Raw genomic sequence first — 17519 nt, forward strand, 5'->3', positions numbered from 1 at the left:
AGTACCGTAGGAAAATTCAGCGCGGGTTTTTCAAAACAAGTGTGCAAAACAAGATGCAATGGCGCGCAGTTTACCCTAATTCGCGCGGGATTCTGTCGGCACCACTACGGCTGGTCGATCTGCACCTCGGCGCCACTGCGGCAACCCGATCAGCACCACGGCACTGATGATCACTGTCATGGCCAGCGCTTCTTCAATACCAATGGTCTCGCCAACAAACACGATACCCAGCAACACCGCCACCGCCGGGTTGACGTAGGCATAACTGGTGGCCGCCGCTGGACGCACGTGTTTCAACAAGTACATGTAGGCGTTGAAGGCAATGATCGAACCGAAGAACGTCAAATAGGCCAATGCGGCCCAACCTTCGATCGGCGGCATGGCCTCCAGATGCTCGCCACTCACCGCGCTGCCGATCAACAACACCACGCCGCCCACCAGCATTTCCACGGCACTGGCCATCGCGCCCTGAGGCAACGGCAAGTGTTTGCTCCACACCGAACCGAAAGCCCAGGACGCTGCCGCGAACACCAGCAACGCCGCGCCCAACGGGCTCGATTGCAGATTGGAACCGAGGTTGAGCATGGCGATACCGATCAGCCCGAGCACAATCCCGGCCCATTCGAGACGGGTATTACGCGCACCCCAGAAATATCCGCAGAGCAAGGTAAACAGCGGCACCGTTGCCACCGCCAATGCGGCAACACCGGAGGCCACGCCCGTGTGCTCGGCCACACTCACCGCGCCGTTACCGCACGTGAGCAGCAAAATCCCGATGATCCCCGCCGCTTTCCACTGCGCCCACGTCGGTGCCGGTGCCCCGCGCCAGCGCAGGAACGCGTACATCAACGTACCCGCAATCACGAAACGAATACCGGCGAGCAACAACGGCGGCCAGTACTGCACGCCGATACGAATCACCAGGTAGGTCGACCCCCAAATCACGTACAACGCGAAAAAAGCAGCGATCAGCGGTAAGGAAAAACGGCGTATGCCAGGCATGGGCAGCTCGAGAACAAGACAAAGAGAGCCGCTATTCTAGAAAGGCCAGCAGCGGAAAATAAGTTACAAAACCTGTTTATAGCGCCGGTACACTTTTCAAAACACGGAGTTCAGCGCTATAAACCGTGCTTTCGAAAGTCAGCCTTTTTTCAGGAACACCACGATGGACAAATACGACCGCATGCTCCTCAGCGCCCTGTTGGAAAACGGTCGTGCGTCCTACGCCGATCTGGCACGCAAGGTGAACCTGTCCGCTCCGGCGGTGGCCGAGCGCGTCGCCAAACTTGAAACCAGCGGGGTGATCACCGGCTACCAGGCGAAAGTCGACATGGCCAAAATCGGACTGCCGATCCAGTGCGTCATCGAACTGCGCCTGAATCAGCACGGCAACCAGAAAACCTACGACGAACTGATCAAAATCCCACAACTCACCGAATGCCATCGCGTCACCGGCGACCCGTGCGTGATCATGCAAGCGGCGGTGGGTTCGATGCCGGAGCTGGAAGAGTTGATCAACCGGATCGCCACGTTCGGGTTCAGCAAGACCTCGATTGTGTTGTCGAGTGCCATCGAAAAGCGGGTGCCGTTGGGGCAGTTGGAGGGGAATGGTAAATCGTGATGCGGTGCCTGCTCTGACGCCTTCGCGGGCAAGCCTCGCTCCTACAGAACTGCACCGAACCTGTAGGAGCGAGGCTTGCCCGCGAAGAGGCCAGTAGAAACACTACAAAACCTTAAAACCCGCGATACCGCTTCAAATGCTCATTGATCTTCGCCGCCGGCACTTTCTGCAAACTGACGAGAAGATCATGCGACAACTCCCGCAGCCCATGCTTGCGCCGTAACTCTTCAGCCAAGTGCGCCGTCAGGTTGGCGGCCATTTCGGCATCGGCCATGGCCCGGTGAGCCTTGCCGGTATTGGGCAGGCTGGCGAAAGTGGTGAGGGTGCCGAGTTTGTGGTCCGGCGCGGCGGGCATCAGGCGGCGGGCGAGTAACAGCGAGCAGGCAAAGTTCTGCAAGCGTGTGCGTTTGATTCGCCCGAGTTCGTAGTCCCAGAACTTCTGATCGAATGCAGCGTTGTGCGCCAGCAGCGGCGTGATGCCAACGAATTCGTTGACCTCGTTCATCACCTGCTCGGCCGAGGGCGCGGTGCGCAGCATGGCGTTGCTGATGCCGGTGAGTTGCTCAATAAAAGCCGGCACCCGCACGCCAGCGTTCATCAGGCTTTGGTAACGCTCGACAATGCGCCCCTGTTCAAGAATCACCACGGCAATTTCCGTGGCCCGGCAGCTGCTGCTCGGGGAGAGTCCGGTGGTTTCAAAGTCGATGACTGCTATGCGTTCCAAACCTGTTTCAACTCCGTAAAAATCAATTCTTGAGCAGCAACGCGCCTTCGATCGGCACGTAACGGCTGGCAGCGCGGATCAGCGAATTGGCGGTGAGACCGGGCACGCCATAGGCCACCGCTTGCACGCCGTGCTTAGCGATGATGCGCTCCAGCAGCATGTCGAAATCACCGTCGCCGGAGGCCAGCACCACTTCATCGACATGGTCGGCGGCATCCATGATGTCGAGGGTGATGCCCACGTCCCAGTCGCCTTTGGCCGAACCGTCGCTGCGCTGGATGTAGGGCTTGAGCTTCACGATGAAGCCGAGGTTGCGCAGGATCTGCTGAAACTGCTGCTGCTTGCTGTCGCCACGATCGATCGCATAGGCATAGGCCTCGACGATCTGCCCCTGTTTGCTGACATCAGCCCACAGCGCGGCATAGTTGAAGTGGCAACCATAAGCCTGACGCACGGTGTAATAGAGGTTCTGGACATCGGCGAACACTGCGATTTTTTTCACCGTACATCCTCTTTGGCGTGCCGAAGCGCGGACAGGATCAGGCACCGGGCCCGAAAAGTTGCCCAGTATGCCAGCCTGAAGGATTGTTCCGCGAATAATCGGCCATGTGGCGAGGGAGCAACCTCCCTCACCACGGATGTATCAGACGAAGGAATCGTCGTCGCCACCGAAGAACGATGAGCTGTCATCGTTATAGTCGGCGTCGGCGAATCCGCCTTGATCGCTGGAATTGTCAGCCACGCGCTGATCGTCGCCCCAGCCATTGCCACCGTCGCTCTGATCGTTGACCTGAGCCGGTTCTTCCTTGATGACTTCAACCACTTCCGGCTGCTGATTGTGCTGGAACAGGCTGCTGATGCCTTGCGCCAGCATGACGCCACCGGCCACGCCCGCTGCCGTTTTCAACGCGCCACCGAGGAAACCGCTGCCGGCAGGCTGTTGCGGAGCGTAATTCTGCTGGGGCGACGCACCGAAGTTTTGCTGCGGCGGTTGCGAGTTGAACGACGGCCGCCCTGGTTCACGCCAGCCGCCATTCGACGGGGCTGCGCTTTGAGTCGGAGCAGGCTGTGGATCACGGGAAGCCCCACCGAAGATGCTCGACAAAAAGCCACCGCTGCTCGGTGCCGGCGCCGCCGTCTGAGCCTTGGCCGATTGCAGTTCAGCCTGCAATTGCTGGATTTGTTGAGTGAGTTGCTTGTTCTGTTCGTCGAGGCTCTTGATGGCTGCCTCTTGCACCAGAATTGCCTGGGTCATGAAATAGCCCGCCGCGGGCTGGCGAGTCAGGTGTTCCTTGATCCGCGCTTCGGCCTGGGCATCGCGCGGGGCTGAATCCGTTTCGGCCTGTTGCAGCCGGGAAAACAGTCCATCGATCAGGGTTTGTTCTTCGCTGTTCATGGCGACCTCATAGATTGCCGGGAATATCGTCGCCCTCATCCACGGTGGATAAGGTGCTCACCAGTAATGGGGCTGATACAGGATGTTTCAATGACCTTTACCGAACGTTTACGTTTGCGCCCCAAAGGGGTTCATCGGTTAAAGTGAGGCACCTGCTTTCAACCTGCGATACCGACTGATGAATCCGTTCGAAGTACTGCGTGACTCTCTGTATTTCTTCAAGCGCAATTTGCGCCAGATTGTGCAGCTGTGCCTGCCGCTGGTGATTGTCGAGGCGCTGCTGCAACAAGTGGTCGACCACTCGACGGAGCCGGACAGTTTTCCCGGCATCAGTGTGATTGTCGGCCTGCTGGTGTATCCGCTGTACACCGCCGCACTGATCCTGTTTCTCGATGCCCGCAGCCGTGGCGAGTCGCCGCACACCCGCGACTTGCTGGCGACCTCTGCAACCCTGTGGCCGCGCTTCGCCGTGCTGACCGCCCTCAACACACTGCTGATCCTGATTGGCCTGTCGCTGTATTTTCTGCCGGGTATCTGGCTGATGGTGACGCTGGCGTTCGGCGAGTACCTGCTGGTGCTGCGCGGCCTGGCACCGCTGGCGGCGATGAAGGAAAGCCTGCGCCTGACCCGCGGGAATTTCCTGCGCATTCTGGTGTGCATTCTGTGCGTGATGGGGCCGTTGTGGGTGCTCAAGGGTGCCACACTGGCGGTTTACCCTGACCCGCAGAACCCGGTGATCTCGCTACTGATCGACAGCGCGCACAGCTTTCTGCAACTGTTCACCAGCGTGGTGGTGTTCCGTTTATTCATGCTGATTAGCGATGCACCGGAGAAAGCTGACGGAGCGCTCTGAGCGCTCTACCCTTGGGCTTGGGCGCTGCTCTCGGTTATGCTCGGGGTCAATTTTGTAACGCTATAAGCCGAGCCATGACCCGTCTACTGCGCTACACCCTGCTGTGCGTGCTGATTGCCATTGGCCTGATTGCATTGATGATCTACAGCCTGACCTGGCGCCCCGAGACCAAGGAAACCCTGCCGGTCAATTGTAGCGCCCAGGCGCCGACGCTGGTGCCCGGCCAGGCGCTGAAGGTGATGACCTGGAACGTCCAGTACCTGGCAGGCAAGCGCTACGTGTTCTGGAACGACCTGGCCGCAGGAAACGACGAGAGCCCGACACCTGAAGACATGGCCTTCAGCCTCGACGAAGTGGCGCGGGTGATTCGCGACGAGCAACCGGACATCGTGCTGTTGCAGGAACTCGATGACGGCGCCAAGGCCAGTGGCTACCAAAACCAGTTCAAATTGCTTCAGGATCGAGTCACCGACCTGTATCCGTGCAGCGCGCAGGCCTTCGACTGGAAAGCCGACTTCGTGCCTGAACCGCCTATCTACGGCAGCGTTGGCCGGCAATTGGCAACCCTGAGCCGCTACCGGATCGACCACGCCGAACGCCTGCAATTACCGGTCGCACCCGCCAATTTCATCAGCCGTCAGTTCAGGCCGAAAAACGCCTTGCTGGTCACTCACCTGCCATTGAGCAATGGCAGCCAGATGGCCGTGTTCAACACCCATCTGGACCGTGCCACCACCGCGCTCGACGAAACCTTGCAACGCCAGGTGACGGCCGTTGCCAAGGTCCTCGACAAATACGAAAGCCGCGGCACGCCGTGGTTGATCGGTGGCGACTTCAACCTGTTGCCGTTGGGCCAGTATCGACGCCTGCCCACCGAGCAACGCACGCCCTACTCCGCCGACAGCGCGCTGCATGTGCTGTGGGACAAATACCCGATGATCCCCACCAACAACGAAGCCAGCGGTATCGACCGGGCCCAATGGCTGACCCATTACCCGAATGACCCGGGCTTGAGCGGCCCGGACCGGACCGTCGACTACCTGTTTTACAGCCCGCACATCAAACGAGTCGAAGCGCGGGTGCGCCAGGACGATACGTTGCGCATTTCTGATCACTTGCCGGTGGTTGCGCGGTTTCTGTTGCCGGCTTCGCCTTAGGAGTTGATCGCCGCCTTGCCGCTCTGGACCGAGGGCGGTGATCTTTTGCCTGAGGCTGGCGTGGTTGACGCGAAAGGTCACTGGATCCATTATGCCGCAAGAATATTCAGCGGCTTCGGTCCCCGTAAAATCGTACTTGTGCAAGCCTTGCAAGAGGCAGGGGCTGTCGCCCGCCCCCCTTCCATGACGTCTGAAATGGCCTGACGGTAATACCCTCACCATGCCCAATATTGATCTCTCCAAAAAAACTGCCAGCCAACCGGGACGTGGACGTCCGCGAGAATTCGACGTCGCTACCGTTTCCGAGGTCGTCGCTCATGTCTTTTGGGCGCGCGGGTATCGTGGCACGTCTCTGGACGAAATCTGCAAGGCGACAGGGTTGATGAGGGGTAGCCTGTACGGCGCTTTTGGCGACAAGCATGGCATGCTCCTGGCCGCTATCGAGCATTACAGCAACGGTTCTATCGCTCAGTTGGCGGCGCGGCTGAACTCCATCGAGCCTGCGGATCAGGCACTGAGGGCGGCGTTAATGCATTACACCCGCTCTGCTTCGGCGCTGGAGGAACTGGATGGTTGCTTCATCGTCAACACCACCCTGGAAATGATGCCGGAAGACACCGAACTGTATTCGCGAATCGATTCCTTCATGAGCCGGACTCTGACCTTGCTGACGGCAACTGTCATTCGCGGTCAGTCCGAAGGGGTGTTCAACTCGGCCCTGGATGAAAAGACCGTGGGGGATTTCCTGTTGTGCATGATTCAAGGGCTGCGTGTGTTCGGAAAAATGGTGCACGAGGAGTCTCGACTGACGGCCATCGTCGACATGTCCATGACTGCCATTGCGCGCCGCTGACCTTCAATCGCTGCGCTGAGTGCACCCATGACCGCCCGCCTGGGGCGGCCATCGGCAGAGTTTCAGGTTCGTCCTAGCTCATCAGAGCTTTTTGAACACATATTGATAGACGCTGCTGGAGACCTTCAGCTCGCCATCCTGCAAGCAGTATTTCTCGATGAGCTCACGGGCAGCCTGCTTCAGGGAGTCATCGCCGATCTGTTGGGCGATGTTCTTGTAGCGCAGGGTGCGGGTATAAAAGTTCAGCACGGCGTCCACGTCCGGAAAGACCATGGTGCCGTCGAACCAGGGCTTTTTGACCAGCGTCAGCGATGCGGGCACAAACCTCATGATGTTGGCTTCGCAAAAGCTATTGGTGCCTGGGGCGGTCAAGGCCGGGCCATCGAATGGGAAGCCAAGCGTGAGCAGGGCATGGTCCTGCAGTCGATTCAATTCGCTCATCCAGTCGAAGTCGGCGGTCAGCAGGGCGACGTGTCCACCAGACTTGACCAATGTTGCCAGCTTCTCGAACGCTACTTTGATGTCTGGCACATGGTGTAGCACCAGGTTCGCCAGAATAAGATCGAAAGCCTCTTGCTCAAAAGGGGCCTCCTCGATAGCCGACTGAATGAAGCGGTGGTTGCCCGGCAAGGTTTCTACGCGCTGTCGGGTGGCTTGTACCATCTCCGGCGAGATATCGATCGCCGTGATGTTAACGTCTTTCGACCGCGCCACTGCATCGCTAAAGCGACCCAGGCCGGCTCCGGCATCCAGCACGTCCGTGAACGTCAATTCTTTGAGTTGCTCGGCATACCATTGGCTGATGGAGTTTTTAGCCAGTGTTTCCCACGAGTCTGACCGCTGTTTGTAGTCTTCTGTCGTTGCGTAATGCGCTTCCAGATGCTTGCGATCAAAATAAGTATTCAGGCCCATCTTGCACTCCTTGCTGGTTTTATTGAGGTATGAACGCTGTGTAGCCGGTGCAGCAAATGTTGTAAAAACGGCCGGGGCAAGTCACACGCCACGTCAGGTCGCAGCGTTCAATCGCTGAGCCGATACTGATTGGTTGTTGGGGTGTGCACGGATAAATGCCGGCTCGGCCATGCTGTTCTCGACGATTCGGGCCAGGTTCGGCCATTGATCGATTGCCAGTTCCAGGCGCTGGGCTGCGTAGACCTGAGGTGCCAGGGCGATGTCGGCGAGTGTCAACTGGTCGCCATGAGCGAAGCGCCCGGCCATGGCGGAGCTACCAAGCAAGGTCTCAATGGCCGTGAAACTTTCGCCGAGCCAGTGGTGCTGCCACTGGCGAATCTGGCGTTCGTCGGCGCCTTGCTGTGTTCGCAGGTAATGGCTGACGCGCAGGGTGGTGACGTGGTGAGTGTCGGCAGAGATGAGCTGGTACAGCGCCCGCACCCGTGCCCTGCCTGGTGGGTCTGGCGGTAGAAGAGGCGTCTGCGGATAGACCTCATCCAGATACTCGATAATTGCCTGCGATTGCGTCAGTACAACCCCGTCCAGTTCAAGGGCCGGCACCAACCCTTGCGGATTGAGGCGCAGGTACGGTGCCTGGCGTTGCTCACCACGGGTGAGGTCGTGCTCCACCGATACATAATCAAGCCCCTTGAGATTCAAGGCGATGCGCACCCGAAAGGTCGCTGATGAGCGATAAAAGCCATGCAATCTGATCAAGACATGCTCCTTGAAACGGGCGACGCCGAATGGCTCGACTCGTCGTTGGCCGATACCGGGAGAGCAAGTTGGGGATGACTACCCATCGAGTCCCACAGATCCAGGACACACCGTTGTGCATCGAGGGTCTGGCGCGAGGCTATCCCGGGGCGAGGCAAGGCATGGGTATAAAAATGCTGGCCTTCGACGGGGTAACCGATAGCCCATAGGCGCTTTTCAGGTTTGCCCTGCAAACCTACAGGGTGCAGATTGGCGTCGATGTCGATGCCGCCCGGGTGATAGTCGCCATTGCGATAAGGTTGAATCAGCCCTCGAGCCAGCAGGTTTTTCGTCAAAGCAGCGCCGTCGCTCAAGGGCGAGTAATTGTCCAGCCGCGCGACGACCAGCGCATCGGCGTAACGTTGCTCGGTGCGATGCGGGTAGTGGGTATCGATCCTGAATTGGCTGCGGTCACCGTCCATGATCAATTGCGCCCCCGGACCACCGGCAATATCGATCAGGCCTGCCTCGCGCAATGCCAGGTATTCGAAGTTGCGCTGCCTCGGCGGTCCGAAGGAGACACGGTTAGTGATAGCGTTGAAATGCTCCACGAAGTATCGATGGGAGCAGGGAGTCAAGCCGCTGTATTCGACGGCAACCCGCAGCGCCTCACGAGTATCCCTCAACACATCGGTGGCGGCTTTCACCGGGCTGCCAATATTGCCCTTGAGGGCGTGATCCAGATCGTCGCGAACCAGCGCTTCAAAGAATCTTCCAAAATCCTCCTGGCTGGCGAATGTCTGCCCCTCGAGAGGCCACAGAATCCTGTTGATCGCCACAAGCTCTTCAGCACTTGGCACGAACCCCTCGTGGGCAACAGGTTGGTCCGCGGCAGCTATTCGGTAGGCGTAGGCCATTTCCTTGATAATCAAGGGCAGCACATCATGGCGAAAATCCAATTGCGGACTGCCGGTGCGGGCCAGTACCCGTTCGCGTTGTGCCAGCATCGCGGCCGGGGTGAAAAACTGCGCTACGTGTTTACCCGTCAAACCTTTCTGATTGATGCCGCGAGCGGCGAATGGCAGGCAGTTTCGCGAAAACAGCAGCAAACTGGGTTCCTCGCCAGACGGCAGGTACTTCAATTGCCCTTGGCGCTCGACGTAACGTCCGCCACGGCCGAGCGTCAGCGCAGAAATGACATCGTGGGCGGTCAGGCCGAAGCCTTGAATGGCCACGGTAGCCTGTGGGGCAATATTATTCAGGCCCTGCACTGGATAGGGCGTGGAGAAATAACTCAGGTGCGGATTCCTGCTGGCCTGCTGTACGGCAAACTCCGAAAACGCCAGGTCTTGAGTCGTCGGCTGACGGTTACCATGCCCCGTGGCAATCACGACGTAATCCACTTGGCTGACTTCATCGTTATCCAGGACCACTTCGTAGCCTGCGCGTCCAGGTATCAGATCGATGACGTGGTGGTGCCTTGGATTGAGGGTGATGCTCGAAGGCAGTTGTTGCGCAAGATGGTTGTAGAACCATGCCAGGTATTCACCCAGCAGGCTGCGCGGCAGATGGTCCGCGTCGGTTATAGGCTCACCAATATCGGAACCGGCACGGCAATATAATCCGTCGATGCGTCGGTAACCTTCCAGTTGCGCCCATTGCACCAGAGACAAACCCTGCCCTGCGCCTGCAATGCTGGACGGCGCGAACATCGTTACCTGGGACGACACCGTATTGATCAACAGGTGGTCCGGTTGCTGTGAATCGTGAACCCCCTCTCCAAAAGGCCTGCGGTCGAAGATCTCAACCTGTAACTGTTTGCCGGCCGGCATCGTGCGAGCGTGTTCCAGCATCCTTTCCAGCACCGTCAGGCCTCTTGGGCCCATACCGATGATCGCCACTTTTATGAGCTGCATCGTTCGAACCTCCAGGTTCTACGCAAGGCCGTTATGAACCCTTTCATTCTTTTGCCCAAGGGGCCGCATCAAGTGCCAAGGTGGAGACGGGATGTTTGTGCAGGGCGACAATGTCCGATTCGCCCCGCCAGGTCGGGAACCGCAGGCGCACTGCCGGGTCATGGCCAGGAATGATGTGTTGCGGCCCATCGGCCAGATGTTCGATGCGCTGATGACCATCAAGCATGTCGGCCACATCAAGCACGATCGGGAATGGCCGGCGCGAGCGCAGGTTGTCCCAGTAATGAGCGGCATCGCTGGCCAACACTACAAAGCCGCGTTCGGTATGTACCCTGACCACTTGCAGGCCTGCGGTATGGCCGCCCAGCAAATGAACGCTGATTCCGGGGGCAACGGTTTTGTCGCCGTCGGCGAACTCCACTCGGCCGGCATACAGACGCTCGATAGCCGAGGCCACGTCGCGAGCTTCGAAGGGTTTGCGCAGCGGCAGATGGCACATGCATCGGCCGGTGCAATAGGCCATCTCGGCTTCCTGCAGATGCAGGCGGGCGTTCGGGAAAGCATCGATATTCCCCGCGTGGTCGTAGTGCATGTGGGTAATGATGATGTCTTGCACTGCAGCCGCGTCAATGTCCAGGCGCTGCAACAACTCAACCGGCGAATGCAGGTATGTGCGCTTGCGACGCGCGGCCATTTCAGCATTGAAGCCAGTATCGACCAGAATGGTGCGCTGGCTATCCCGGATGACCCAGACATAAAAGTCCAGAGGCATCGAAATATCATCATGGGGATCGTCGCCCAGATAGTTTTCGGCGCTGCGTCGTTCGCCATGGGTGGCGTAGCGCAAGGCAAAAATTTCGTACTGGGGGATGTTCGCTTCAGGCGAAGAGGTATTCATTCCATGACTTCCAGCAGGTGTTCGTCGTCATCGATCAACTCGACCGGTATCACGTCGTCGTTGGCTGCAATGTGCTGTTCGAAGAAGAAGTGTTTTTCGCCAAAGGCCGGTACCAGGTCGTCAAGCCAAGTAGCATCGGGGTCGAACTTGGCGAAGAACGGACGGCGCACCCATAAGGGGTTACGCGCTTGCAGGAACTGAAGGACGAAGACTTTTTCCCCGGCTATTTCGGCAATTCCGTCAATCATGACCTTGCCAGGAAAGGCGCTCATCGAAGGGCCTCTTACCGTGCGGGCCAGGCCTGAGACGCTGCGATAGGCCTGTGTGAAAATTTCATAGGCTCGAGCCAGTGGCAGGTTGAAGTACTCACTGGGGCCGGTGTCGCGCTCCACGAACATGTAATAAGGAATGGCTCCCAATCGCACGGCGGTGGTCCATAGCTCTGCCCAGTCTTGCGGAGCTTCGTTTACATGCCGGATAAGCGGTGCCTGAACGCGTATTGTCGCGCCGGTGGCAATGATATTGCGCACCGCCGCCTGCGCGATGGGGTGGTTAAGTTCACGTGGGTGATTGTAGTGGCCCATGATCGCCAGGTTCCGTCCGGCGGCGACGACACTCTCAAATAGCTGCAACAAGTCTTTTGAGTCCTTGTCGCTAATGAATCTCTGGGGCCAGTAGGCAACCGATTTGGTGCCTATACGAATGTTCTGCACGTGGGCCAGTTCGTCAGTCAGCAATGGCTCTATATATGCCCTCAGCGCCCGTGCGCTCATGACCAGCGGGTCGCCACCAGTGAGCAGTACATCGGTCACTTCGGGGTGCTGCTTCAAATACTCAACCAGATTCTCGGAGCAGCGGGCATTGAACTTCAGGTCTTCCATGCCAACGAATTGCGGCCAGCGGAAGCAGAAAGTGCAATAGGCATGACAGGTTTGCCCGGCGCTGGGGAAAAACAGCACGGTCTCTCGGTATTTGTGCTGAAGGCCCGCTATCGGCTGCCCGTTCAGATGAGGCACGTTATGGGTCATCTGGCCTGCCGGGTGCGGGTTCATACGCTGGCGAATGGTATTCACCTGCGCATCAATGGTCGCCTGAGGTGCATTGGACGCCAGCAAATCGCGCAAGGCGGTGTATTCGTGTTCACGCAACATGTCGCGATGGGGAAAGGTCAGCCGATAGATCGGATCATCAGGGATATTGTCCCAATCGATCAATTCATCGAGCACGTAGTTGTTGACCCGAAACGGCAATACCAGGGAAACGACCTCAATAACCTCGCGCTGGTCCGCCGAAAAGCGCTCCCACTGCGGTGCCTTGCGTATTGTTTGCCGGGTATAGGGTTTGAACGCCCACACTTGATTATCTTCCATAAGCCCTCTCCTGAAGGATGGAAATCAAAACTAAAGGCCGGCAGGTGCCGACAGTTCCAGGGTTGTGAAAATGCGCAAGCGCTCAAAGCTCCAAAGTGACGTCGTATTCACCCAGCCAGGTATTCAGCCCGATGGCCATTTCCATGCCGATCCGGTTCTGGCGTGCTGAGGAAGCACCGATATCGGTGTTCAGCACTTGCTGGATACGTTTGCTGTCCAGCAGTGGCTTGGCCGGTGCATTGGGATCATTGGCAATTTGGCTCATCGATGCTCGAAGCTGTCGCTCGTAAGCCGGATCCTGAGTCGCGGGATAGGGGTTTTTGACACGGTCAAGAATGGAGGCCGGTAACAGATCCTTCACGGCTGCGCGCAGAATGCTTTTTTCCCTGCCATCAAAGGCTTTCATTTCCCACGGAATGTTGAAGGCATAATCGACCAATCGGTGGTCGCAAAATGGCACCCGGACCTCCAGGCCCACCGCCATGCTCATGCGGTCCTTGCGGTCCAGCATGATTTGCATGCAGCGTGTCAGGTGGACATAAGTCTCCTGGCGCATACGTCGGTTAACCGCGCTTTCTCCGGCCAGAACCGGTACTTCATTGACTGCCTGGGCGTAGCTATCCTTGAGAAAGGTCGGAATATCGAGTTGCTTGACCAGGCCGGGATCGAGCAGTGCCTTGCCATCAAAGTACTTGCCTGTGGCTGAAGTCATCCAGCCAAAAGTATTCTCTGCAATGGCTTGCGGGTCATGAAACCAGCGGTAACCGCCAAACAGTTCGTCCGCCGCTTCACCCGACAGCGCGACGGTGGAATGCTTGCGCACCTCCTCAAAAAGCCGATAAAGCGAAGGCCACATGTCGCCCCAGAAAGCGGGCGGCAGGTCGAGTGCGCGCACCACCTTGGCATGCAGTTGGGGATCAGCCATCAGCGCACTGTCGAGAATCACTTCTTCATGGGTGGAGTGAATCTGCTCTATCAGCGCTCTGACGAAAGGTGCATCGGGCGTGAGGTTGAAGTTGTTGGCGACAAAGTCCTGGCCGTGGTCACGGAACTCCAGAGAGTAAGAGCGAATATTGCCTTTGCCGCTTTGCAGGAGCTTTTTTGACGCCAGCGCAGTGATGATCGAGGAGTCCAGACCGCCCGACAGCAGGCTGCACAACGGCACATCGGCCACCACCTGACGGCCGACAATGTCTTCAAGCAAATCACGGGTATGGCTGATAGTTTGGCTGAGGCTGTGCTCGTGTTCACGGGCCTGCAGTTGCCAATAGCGTTGGCTGGTGAGCCCGTTCTGTGTGACCCGCACCCACTCGCCGGGCAGCACTTCGCGCATGCCCTCAAAGATTGCATGACCTGGCGTCTTGACCATCTCCAGGATTTCGCGCAAGCCATCAGCTTTGACTCGGCGAGGCACCAGCGGGTTGGCCAGCAGCGCCTTTGGTTCGGAGCCAAATATCACGCCGTCCCGGGTCTGGTAATAAAACAGTGGCTTGACGCCTGCGCGGTCGCGCACCAACAGCAATTGTCGGGTCCGAATGTTCCAGATGGCAAAGGCATAGATACCGTTGAGCCGATCGACAAAGGCCTCGCCCCATTCCAGATAGGCCATCAGCACAACCTCGGTATCACTGCCTGTCTCGAACCGATGGCCACGAGATTGCAGTTCAGCGCGCAACGCCTGAAAGTTGTACACCTCACCACTGTAGGTAATGACGGCGGCATCTTGACCGGTCTTACCCTTGGCCAGCATCGGCTGACGGCCACCTTCAAGGTCAATGACCGATAGACGCCGATGACCAAACCCAACCGGCCCATCGATCCATAAGCCTTCGGCATCGGGGCCGCGCAACGCCATGGTATCGGTCATGTCCTGCAATACCTTGCGTTGCAAACGCAGATCCTGGCTGTACGAAACCCAGCCTGTGACTCCACACATACGTTGCTCCCTTTATTATTTTACGGTGTATGACCATGACAGAGGCGCACACGAACAGCCCCCGCTTAATAAAGCGGAGGCTGATAGTTTTTAAATAGCGTGTTCTATATCAACTATTTAGTTTGTTACCAGCAAGCGCTTGGGCGATGCGAATATAAAAATACTGATCGCCGCCAATAACCAGACACCCATTCCGCCATATAACATCAGAATGCCAAACCCATGGGTCAATGCGTCGTGAATAGCTGCCGATGGCAATACACTACTCAGTGCCGGACTGATAACAGTATTACCAGCAGCAATGGACTCAGCCAATAAGTGCACCTGTGCGCTGTCGACTGTATCCGGTAGTTGTCCTTTTAGTTGCGTATACACGGCTTGGGACAGAATAAGCCCCATCAGTGCAATATTGATGGCCAACGAAATCATACGGGCACTCATATCGATGCCCGACGCCATGCCTGCACGACTGCTATCCACTGAGCCGGTGGTGGTATTGGTGACCGGCGTATTGGTGATGCCCAGGCCAATGCCGGCAATCAGGCAGCCGGGCAACATCGTCAACCAACTGGCCTGTTCCAGGCTGCTGCCAAACTTCATCAGCATAAAGCCCAGACCGATGGTAAACAGCCCGCAAGGAATCACGATGCCCGGGCGGTAACGCAGTGCCAGTCGCTCACCGACAGGCGGGAATACCAAAGTCGGCAAGGTATAAGCCAGCAGGGCCAGGCCCGCCATGACCGGGTCGTAGCCCAGCCCGCTCTGGAAATAGATGGGCAGGTAGATCATGAACGGCCAGAAGCTGAAGTTCATGCCGATAGACCCCAGCAGTGCACCAGAAAAATTACGGATCTTGAACACCGAAAAGTCGAACATCGGGTGAACATGGGTCTTTTCTGCGTACAGGAACAACGCGAAACTAACGACAGTCGCAGCCAGGATAACAAGGGCCTGTACGCTGTCGAAGCCTAAGTCGGGGCCCTGGGTGATGTAGAACGCCAGACCGAATACTGCCAGTGACAAAGTGACGATGCCCATGGTGTCCAGCTTCCTGACTTGGGGGTCGCGTGACTCTTTGACGCCGACGAACACCAGGAACAAGGTGACGATAGCGATCAGCACGTGAATCAGAAATACCCACTGCCAGCTGGAAACGGCCACGATCAGGCCACCAATGATCGGTCCAAAGCCAAGCCCCATGCCAAATACAATCCCCCAGGCACCGAAGGCTTTGCTTCTCTCGCGCCCCTCCTGAAACTGATGAGAAAGGATCGCGACCTGAGCAATCAGCATCGCGCCTCCCGCCAGCCCCTGAAGAAAACGACTGACGATGAGAACCGTCACATCCTGAGCCACGCCACAAATCAATGACGTAATACCAAAAGCCAGAATACTGATAATAAAGACGCGCCGACGCCCAAAACGGTCGGCCAGCGTTCCCGTCGCCATCATGATAGTTGTGCAGGCAATGGTGTAGGCATTCATGATCCATTGCATTTGCTTGAAGTCGGCCTGCAATACTGCTTCCAGCCCAGGCAGAATAACCGGCACGCTGGATATCTCCAGGCCAAACATTAAAGATGCCAAGCAAATTGCCGCCAGGGCAACATTGTTTTTGGATCGGTGCGAAAGAGGCACGATAAGCTCCCTGCAATTTATCGAATAACGAAAATTGACGTTGATTAAATAGACGGATTACAACTTACCGAAAGAGCGAAACCATTCAGCGTGCGGCGGCGTTCTGTAATTTAAGTTGTGAGCGTCTGATCCAGGCTACACTTCGCAGGCCAATCACAACAAACAATAAGCTCACGCACAGAATGACGTGAAGTTCAACAGTAGGTCGATGCAGGGTGTAGATGACGAATGCGGAGATAAACATCGACCACACATAGTAACTTCCCATCCGATGCAATAATTGCCAGGCGGGTCTTCCCATCCAGATGACGGCTTGATCGAATGACGTGGCTACCATCACGTACATGAACAGATAGCCGATAGCGCCGAGGATGCTGAAGGTAAAGGATGGTTTGGCGGTATCGAACAGCGCGGGTGCTGCGATGGCGAAGGCGACGACCGCTGCCAGATGCACGGTGTGTGCAATAGCAAAAGCCACGCCCAAGTAGCGCCGGTTACGTTTAAGCCAGTGAGTCCAAGGTGCAGGCCATAGTGTCTGGACTGCGGACGCGGCGAATGCCGTGCAAAACAGCACCAGCGCATAACGCGCGGAAAAGATGGCCACACCGCGCACACCTGTCACGTCGGGCTGGGCGCCCCAGATTGCCAAAGAGACACCCAAAACCACCGCCGTCAAGCTGGCGCAAAGATACCAGCCTTCCTGCCATTTTCCATAATAGCTCGGAGTCGTCATGTCGACTGCTTCCAATGAATACACGTCCATGTTCTCGAATCAGCACCAGGGTATGGCAGTGCCGATTGGATTTTTGGATCCAATGATCCAACTGCCGACGAACATATGACTGAGCGTTCAATATGTCAAGATGTGTAGAAGCGGTTTTCTTGAGGAGTTTTGAGCGTTTTATTGGGATTTTGTCGAAAATCAGGATATTTTCGAAGGAAACACCCAACACAAATTGATTTTTCGTCGGTTATTTATTGAATATTTATTCACTATATTTGTACGTAGGTCGGCTTTCCAGGTCTCACCCAGCCTTCGGCAGCTTCTACAAATCCAAGGCCGCGTTTCAGGCAGGTCACAACGATGGGACAACCCAGGGGGAGTTATACGCAGATACCGCTTTCAGGCTTTCTGCAAAATGCGGGTCTGGAAGTTCAAGCTTTGCGCGGCTTGATCCGCGCAGTAGCTTCAGCCACTAATGGATCATCCGGCCAATAATGCTTCGGGTATCTACCCTTCAAATCCTTCTTCACCTCGGCATAGGTGCTGCGCCAGAAGTTCGCCAGGTCCTGCGTCACCTGCACCGGCCGGCGCGCCGGGGACAGCAAATGCAGCTTGACCACCTGCCGGCCACCGGCAATGCGCGGCGTCTCGGCCAAACCGAACAGCTCCTGCAAACGCACCGCCAGAATCGGCGGCTGTTCGCTGTAATCCAGACGAATCGAAGAGCCCGACGGCACGCTCAAATGATGCGGTGCCAGCTCTTCGAGCCGTTGTGGCAGCGGGCAC

General features: G+C 57.2%; 17 protein-coding genes. 4 read left to right on the forward strand and 13 right to left on the reverse strand.

Annotated features, from left to right (window positions below):
* Positions 1 to 75: 75 nt before the first annotated feature.
* Positions 76 to 1002 carry a drug/metabolite exporter YedA gene (yedA, locus tag PMI18_RS26615; protein ID WP_007895363.1) on the reverse strand — a complete coding sequence of 309 codons (927 nt, stop codon included), beginning with the start codon at positions 1000 to 1002 and terminating at the stop codon, positions 76 to 78.
* A 163-nt stretch (positions 1003 to 1165) separates the two neighbouring features.
* Here yedA and PMI18_RS26610 point away from each other — a divergent pair, with 163 nt between their 5' ends.
* Positions 1166 to 1621, forward strand: a complete 456-nt coding sequence (locus PMI18_RS26610; protein ID WP_007895388.1) for an Lrp/AsnC family transcriptional regulator — start codon at positions 1166 to 1168, stop codon at positions 1619 to 1621.
* Positions 1622 to 1733: 112 nt separating this feature from the next.
* Here the strand turns inward: PMI18_RS26610 and PMI18_RS26605 are convergent, their stop codons facing one another.
* From PMI18_RS26605 to PMI18_RS26595, 3 genes are all read right to left on the reverse strand, one after another.
* Entirely contained in the window at positions 1734 to 2345 is a 612-nt protein-coding gene (locus tag PMI18_RS26605) for a 3'-5' exonuclease (RefSeq protein ID WP_007895390.1), read from the reverse strand.
* Between the two features lie 22 nt (positions 2346 to 2367).
* Positions 2368 to 2847 (reverse strand): LabA-like NYN domain-containing protein, encoded by a 480-nt coding sequence (locus PMI18_RS26600; protein WP_007895393.1) that lies wholly within the window; start codon positions 2845 to 2847, stop codon positions 2368 to 2370.
* A gap of 141 nt (positions 2848 to 2988) precedes the next feature.
* Positions 2989 to 3741 carry a DUF2076 domain-containing protein gene (locus PMI18_RS26595; RefSeq protein WP_007895395.1) on the reverse strand — a complete coding sequence of 251 codons (753 nt, stop codon included), beginning with the start codon at positions 3739 to 3741 and terminating at the stop codon, positions 2989 to 2991.
* A gap of 178 nt (positions 3742 to 3919) precedes the next feature.
* Here PMI18_RS26595 and PMI18_RS26590 point away from each other — a divergent pair, with 178 nt between their 5' ends.
* From PMI18_RS26590 to PMI18_RS26580, 3 genes are all read left to right on the forward strand, one after another.
* Positions 3920 to 4594 carry a YciC family protein gene (locus tag PMI18_RS26590; RefSeq protein WP_007895397.1) on the forward strand — a complete coding sequence of 225 codons (675 nt, stop codon included), beginning with the start codon at positions 3920 to 3922 and terminating at the stop codon, positions 4592 to 4594.
* Positions 4595 to 4668: 74 nt separating this feature from the next.
* Complete coding sequence (locus tag PMI18_RS26585) at positions 4669 to 5751, forward strand: endonuclease/exonuclease/phosphatase family protein (protein ID WP_007895398.1); 1083 nt, start codon at positions 4669 to 4671, stop codon at positions 5749 to 5751.
* 220 nt (positions 5752 to 5971) lie between these two features.
* Positions 5972 to 6604, forward strand: a complete 633-nt coding sequence (locus PMI18_RS26580) for a TetR/AcrR family transcriptional regulator (RefSeq protein WP_007895399.1) — start codon at positions 5972 to 5974, stop codon at positions 6602 to 6604.
* Positions 6605 to 6685: 81 nt separating this feature from the next.
* Here PMI18_RS26580 and PMI18_RS26575 read toward each other — a convergent pair whose 3' ends face one another.
* From PMI18_RS26575 to PMI18_RS26535, 9 genes are all read right to left on the reverse strand, one after another.
* Positions 6686 to 7516 carry a class I SAM-dependent methyltransferase gene (locus tag PMI18_RS26575; RefSeq protein WP_007895400.1) on the reverse strand — a complete coding sequence of 277 codons (831 nt, stop codon included), beginning with the start codon at positions 7514 to 7516 and terminating at the stop codon, positions 6686 to 6688.
* Between the two features lie 93 nt (positions 7517 to 7609).
* Positions 7610 to 8272, reverse strand: a complete 663-nt coding sequence (gene maiA / locus PMI18_RS26570; RefSeq protein WP_007895401.1) for a maleylacetoacetate isomerase — start codon at positions 8270 to 8272, stop codon at positions 7610 to 7612.
* Positions 8269 to 10167 (reverse strand): FAD/NAD(P)-binding protein, encoded by a 1899-nt coding sequence (locus tag PMI18_RS26565; protein WP_007895402.1) that lies wholly within the window; start codon positions 10165 to 10167, stop codon positions 8269 to 8271. The genes maiA and PMI18_RS26565 overlap by 4 nt, the downstream gene beginning before the upstream one ends.
* A gap of 43 nt (positions 10168 to 10210) precedes the next feature.
* Positions 10211 to 11065 (reverse strand): N-acyl homoserine lactonase family protein, encoded by an 855-nt coding sequence (locus PMI18_RS26560; protein ID WP_007895403.1) that lies wholly within the window; start codon positions 11063 to 11065, stop codon positions 10211 to 10213.
* A complete protein-coding gene (locus tag PMI18_RS26555; protein WP_007895404.1) occupies positions 11062 to 12435 on the reverse strand; it encodes a KamA family radical SAM protein in 1374 nt (457 codons plus the stop codon). Before PMI18_RS26555 ends, PMI18_RS26560 begins: the two co-directional genes overlap by 4 nt.
* Before the next feature lie 82 nt (positions 12436 to 12517).
* Entirely contained in the window at positions 12518 to 14371 is a 1854-nt protein-coding gene (gene asnB, locus PMI18_RS26550; RefSeq protein WP_007895406.1) for an asparagine synthase (glutamine-hydrolyzing), read from the reverse strand.
* 117 nt (positions 14372 to 14488) lie between these two features.
* Positions 14489 to 16009 (reverse strand): MFS transporter, encoded by a 1521-nt coding sequence (locus tag PMI18_RS26545; RefSeq protein WP_007895408.1) that lies wholly within the window; start codon positions 16007 to 16009, stop codon positions 14489 to 14491.
* Between the two features lie 85 nt (positions 16010 to 16094).
* Positions 16095 to 16742 (reverse strand): ferric reductase-like transmembrane domain-containing protein, encoded by a 648-nt coding sequence (locus PMI18_RS26540; RefSeq protein ID WP_050548128.1) that lies wholly within the window; start codon positions 16740 to 16742, stop codon positions 16095 to 16097.
* 422 nt (positions 16743 to 17164) lie between these two features.
* The coding region (locus PMI18_RS26535) for an ATP-dependent helicase C-terminal domain-containing protein (RefSeq protein WP_007895412.1) at positions 17165 to 17519 on the reverse strand (355 nt) is incomplete at its 5' end.

Origin of the sequence: Pseudomonas sp. GM102 (assembly GCF_000282555.1) — a bacterium.
GTDB lineage: Bacteria > Pseudomonadota > Gammaproteobacteria > Pseudomonadales > Pseudomonadaceae > Aquipseudomonas.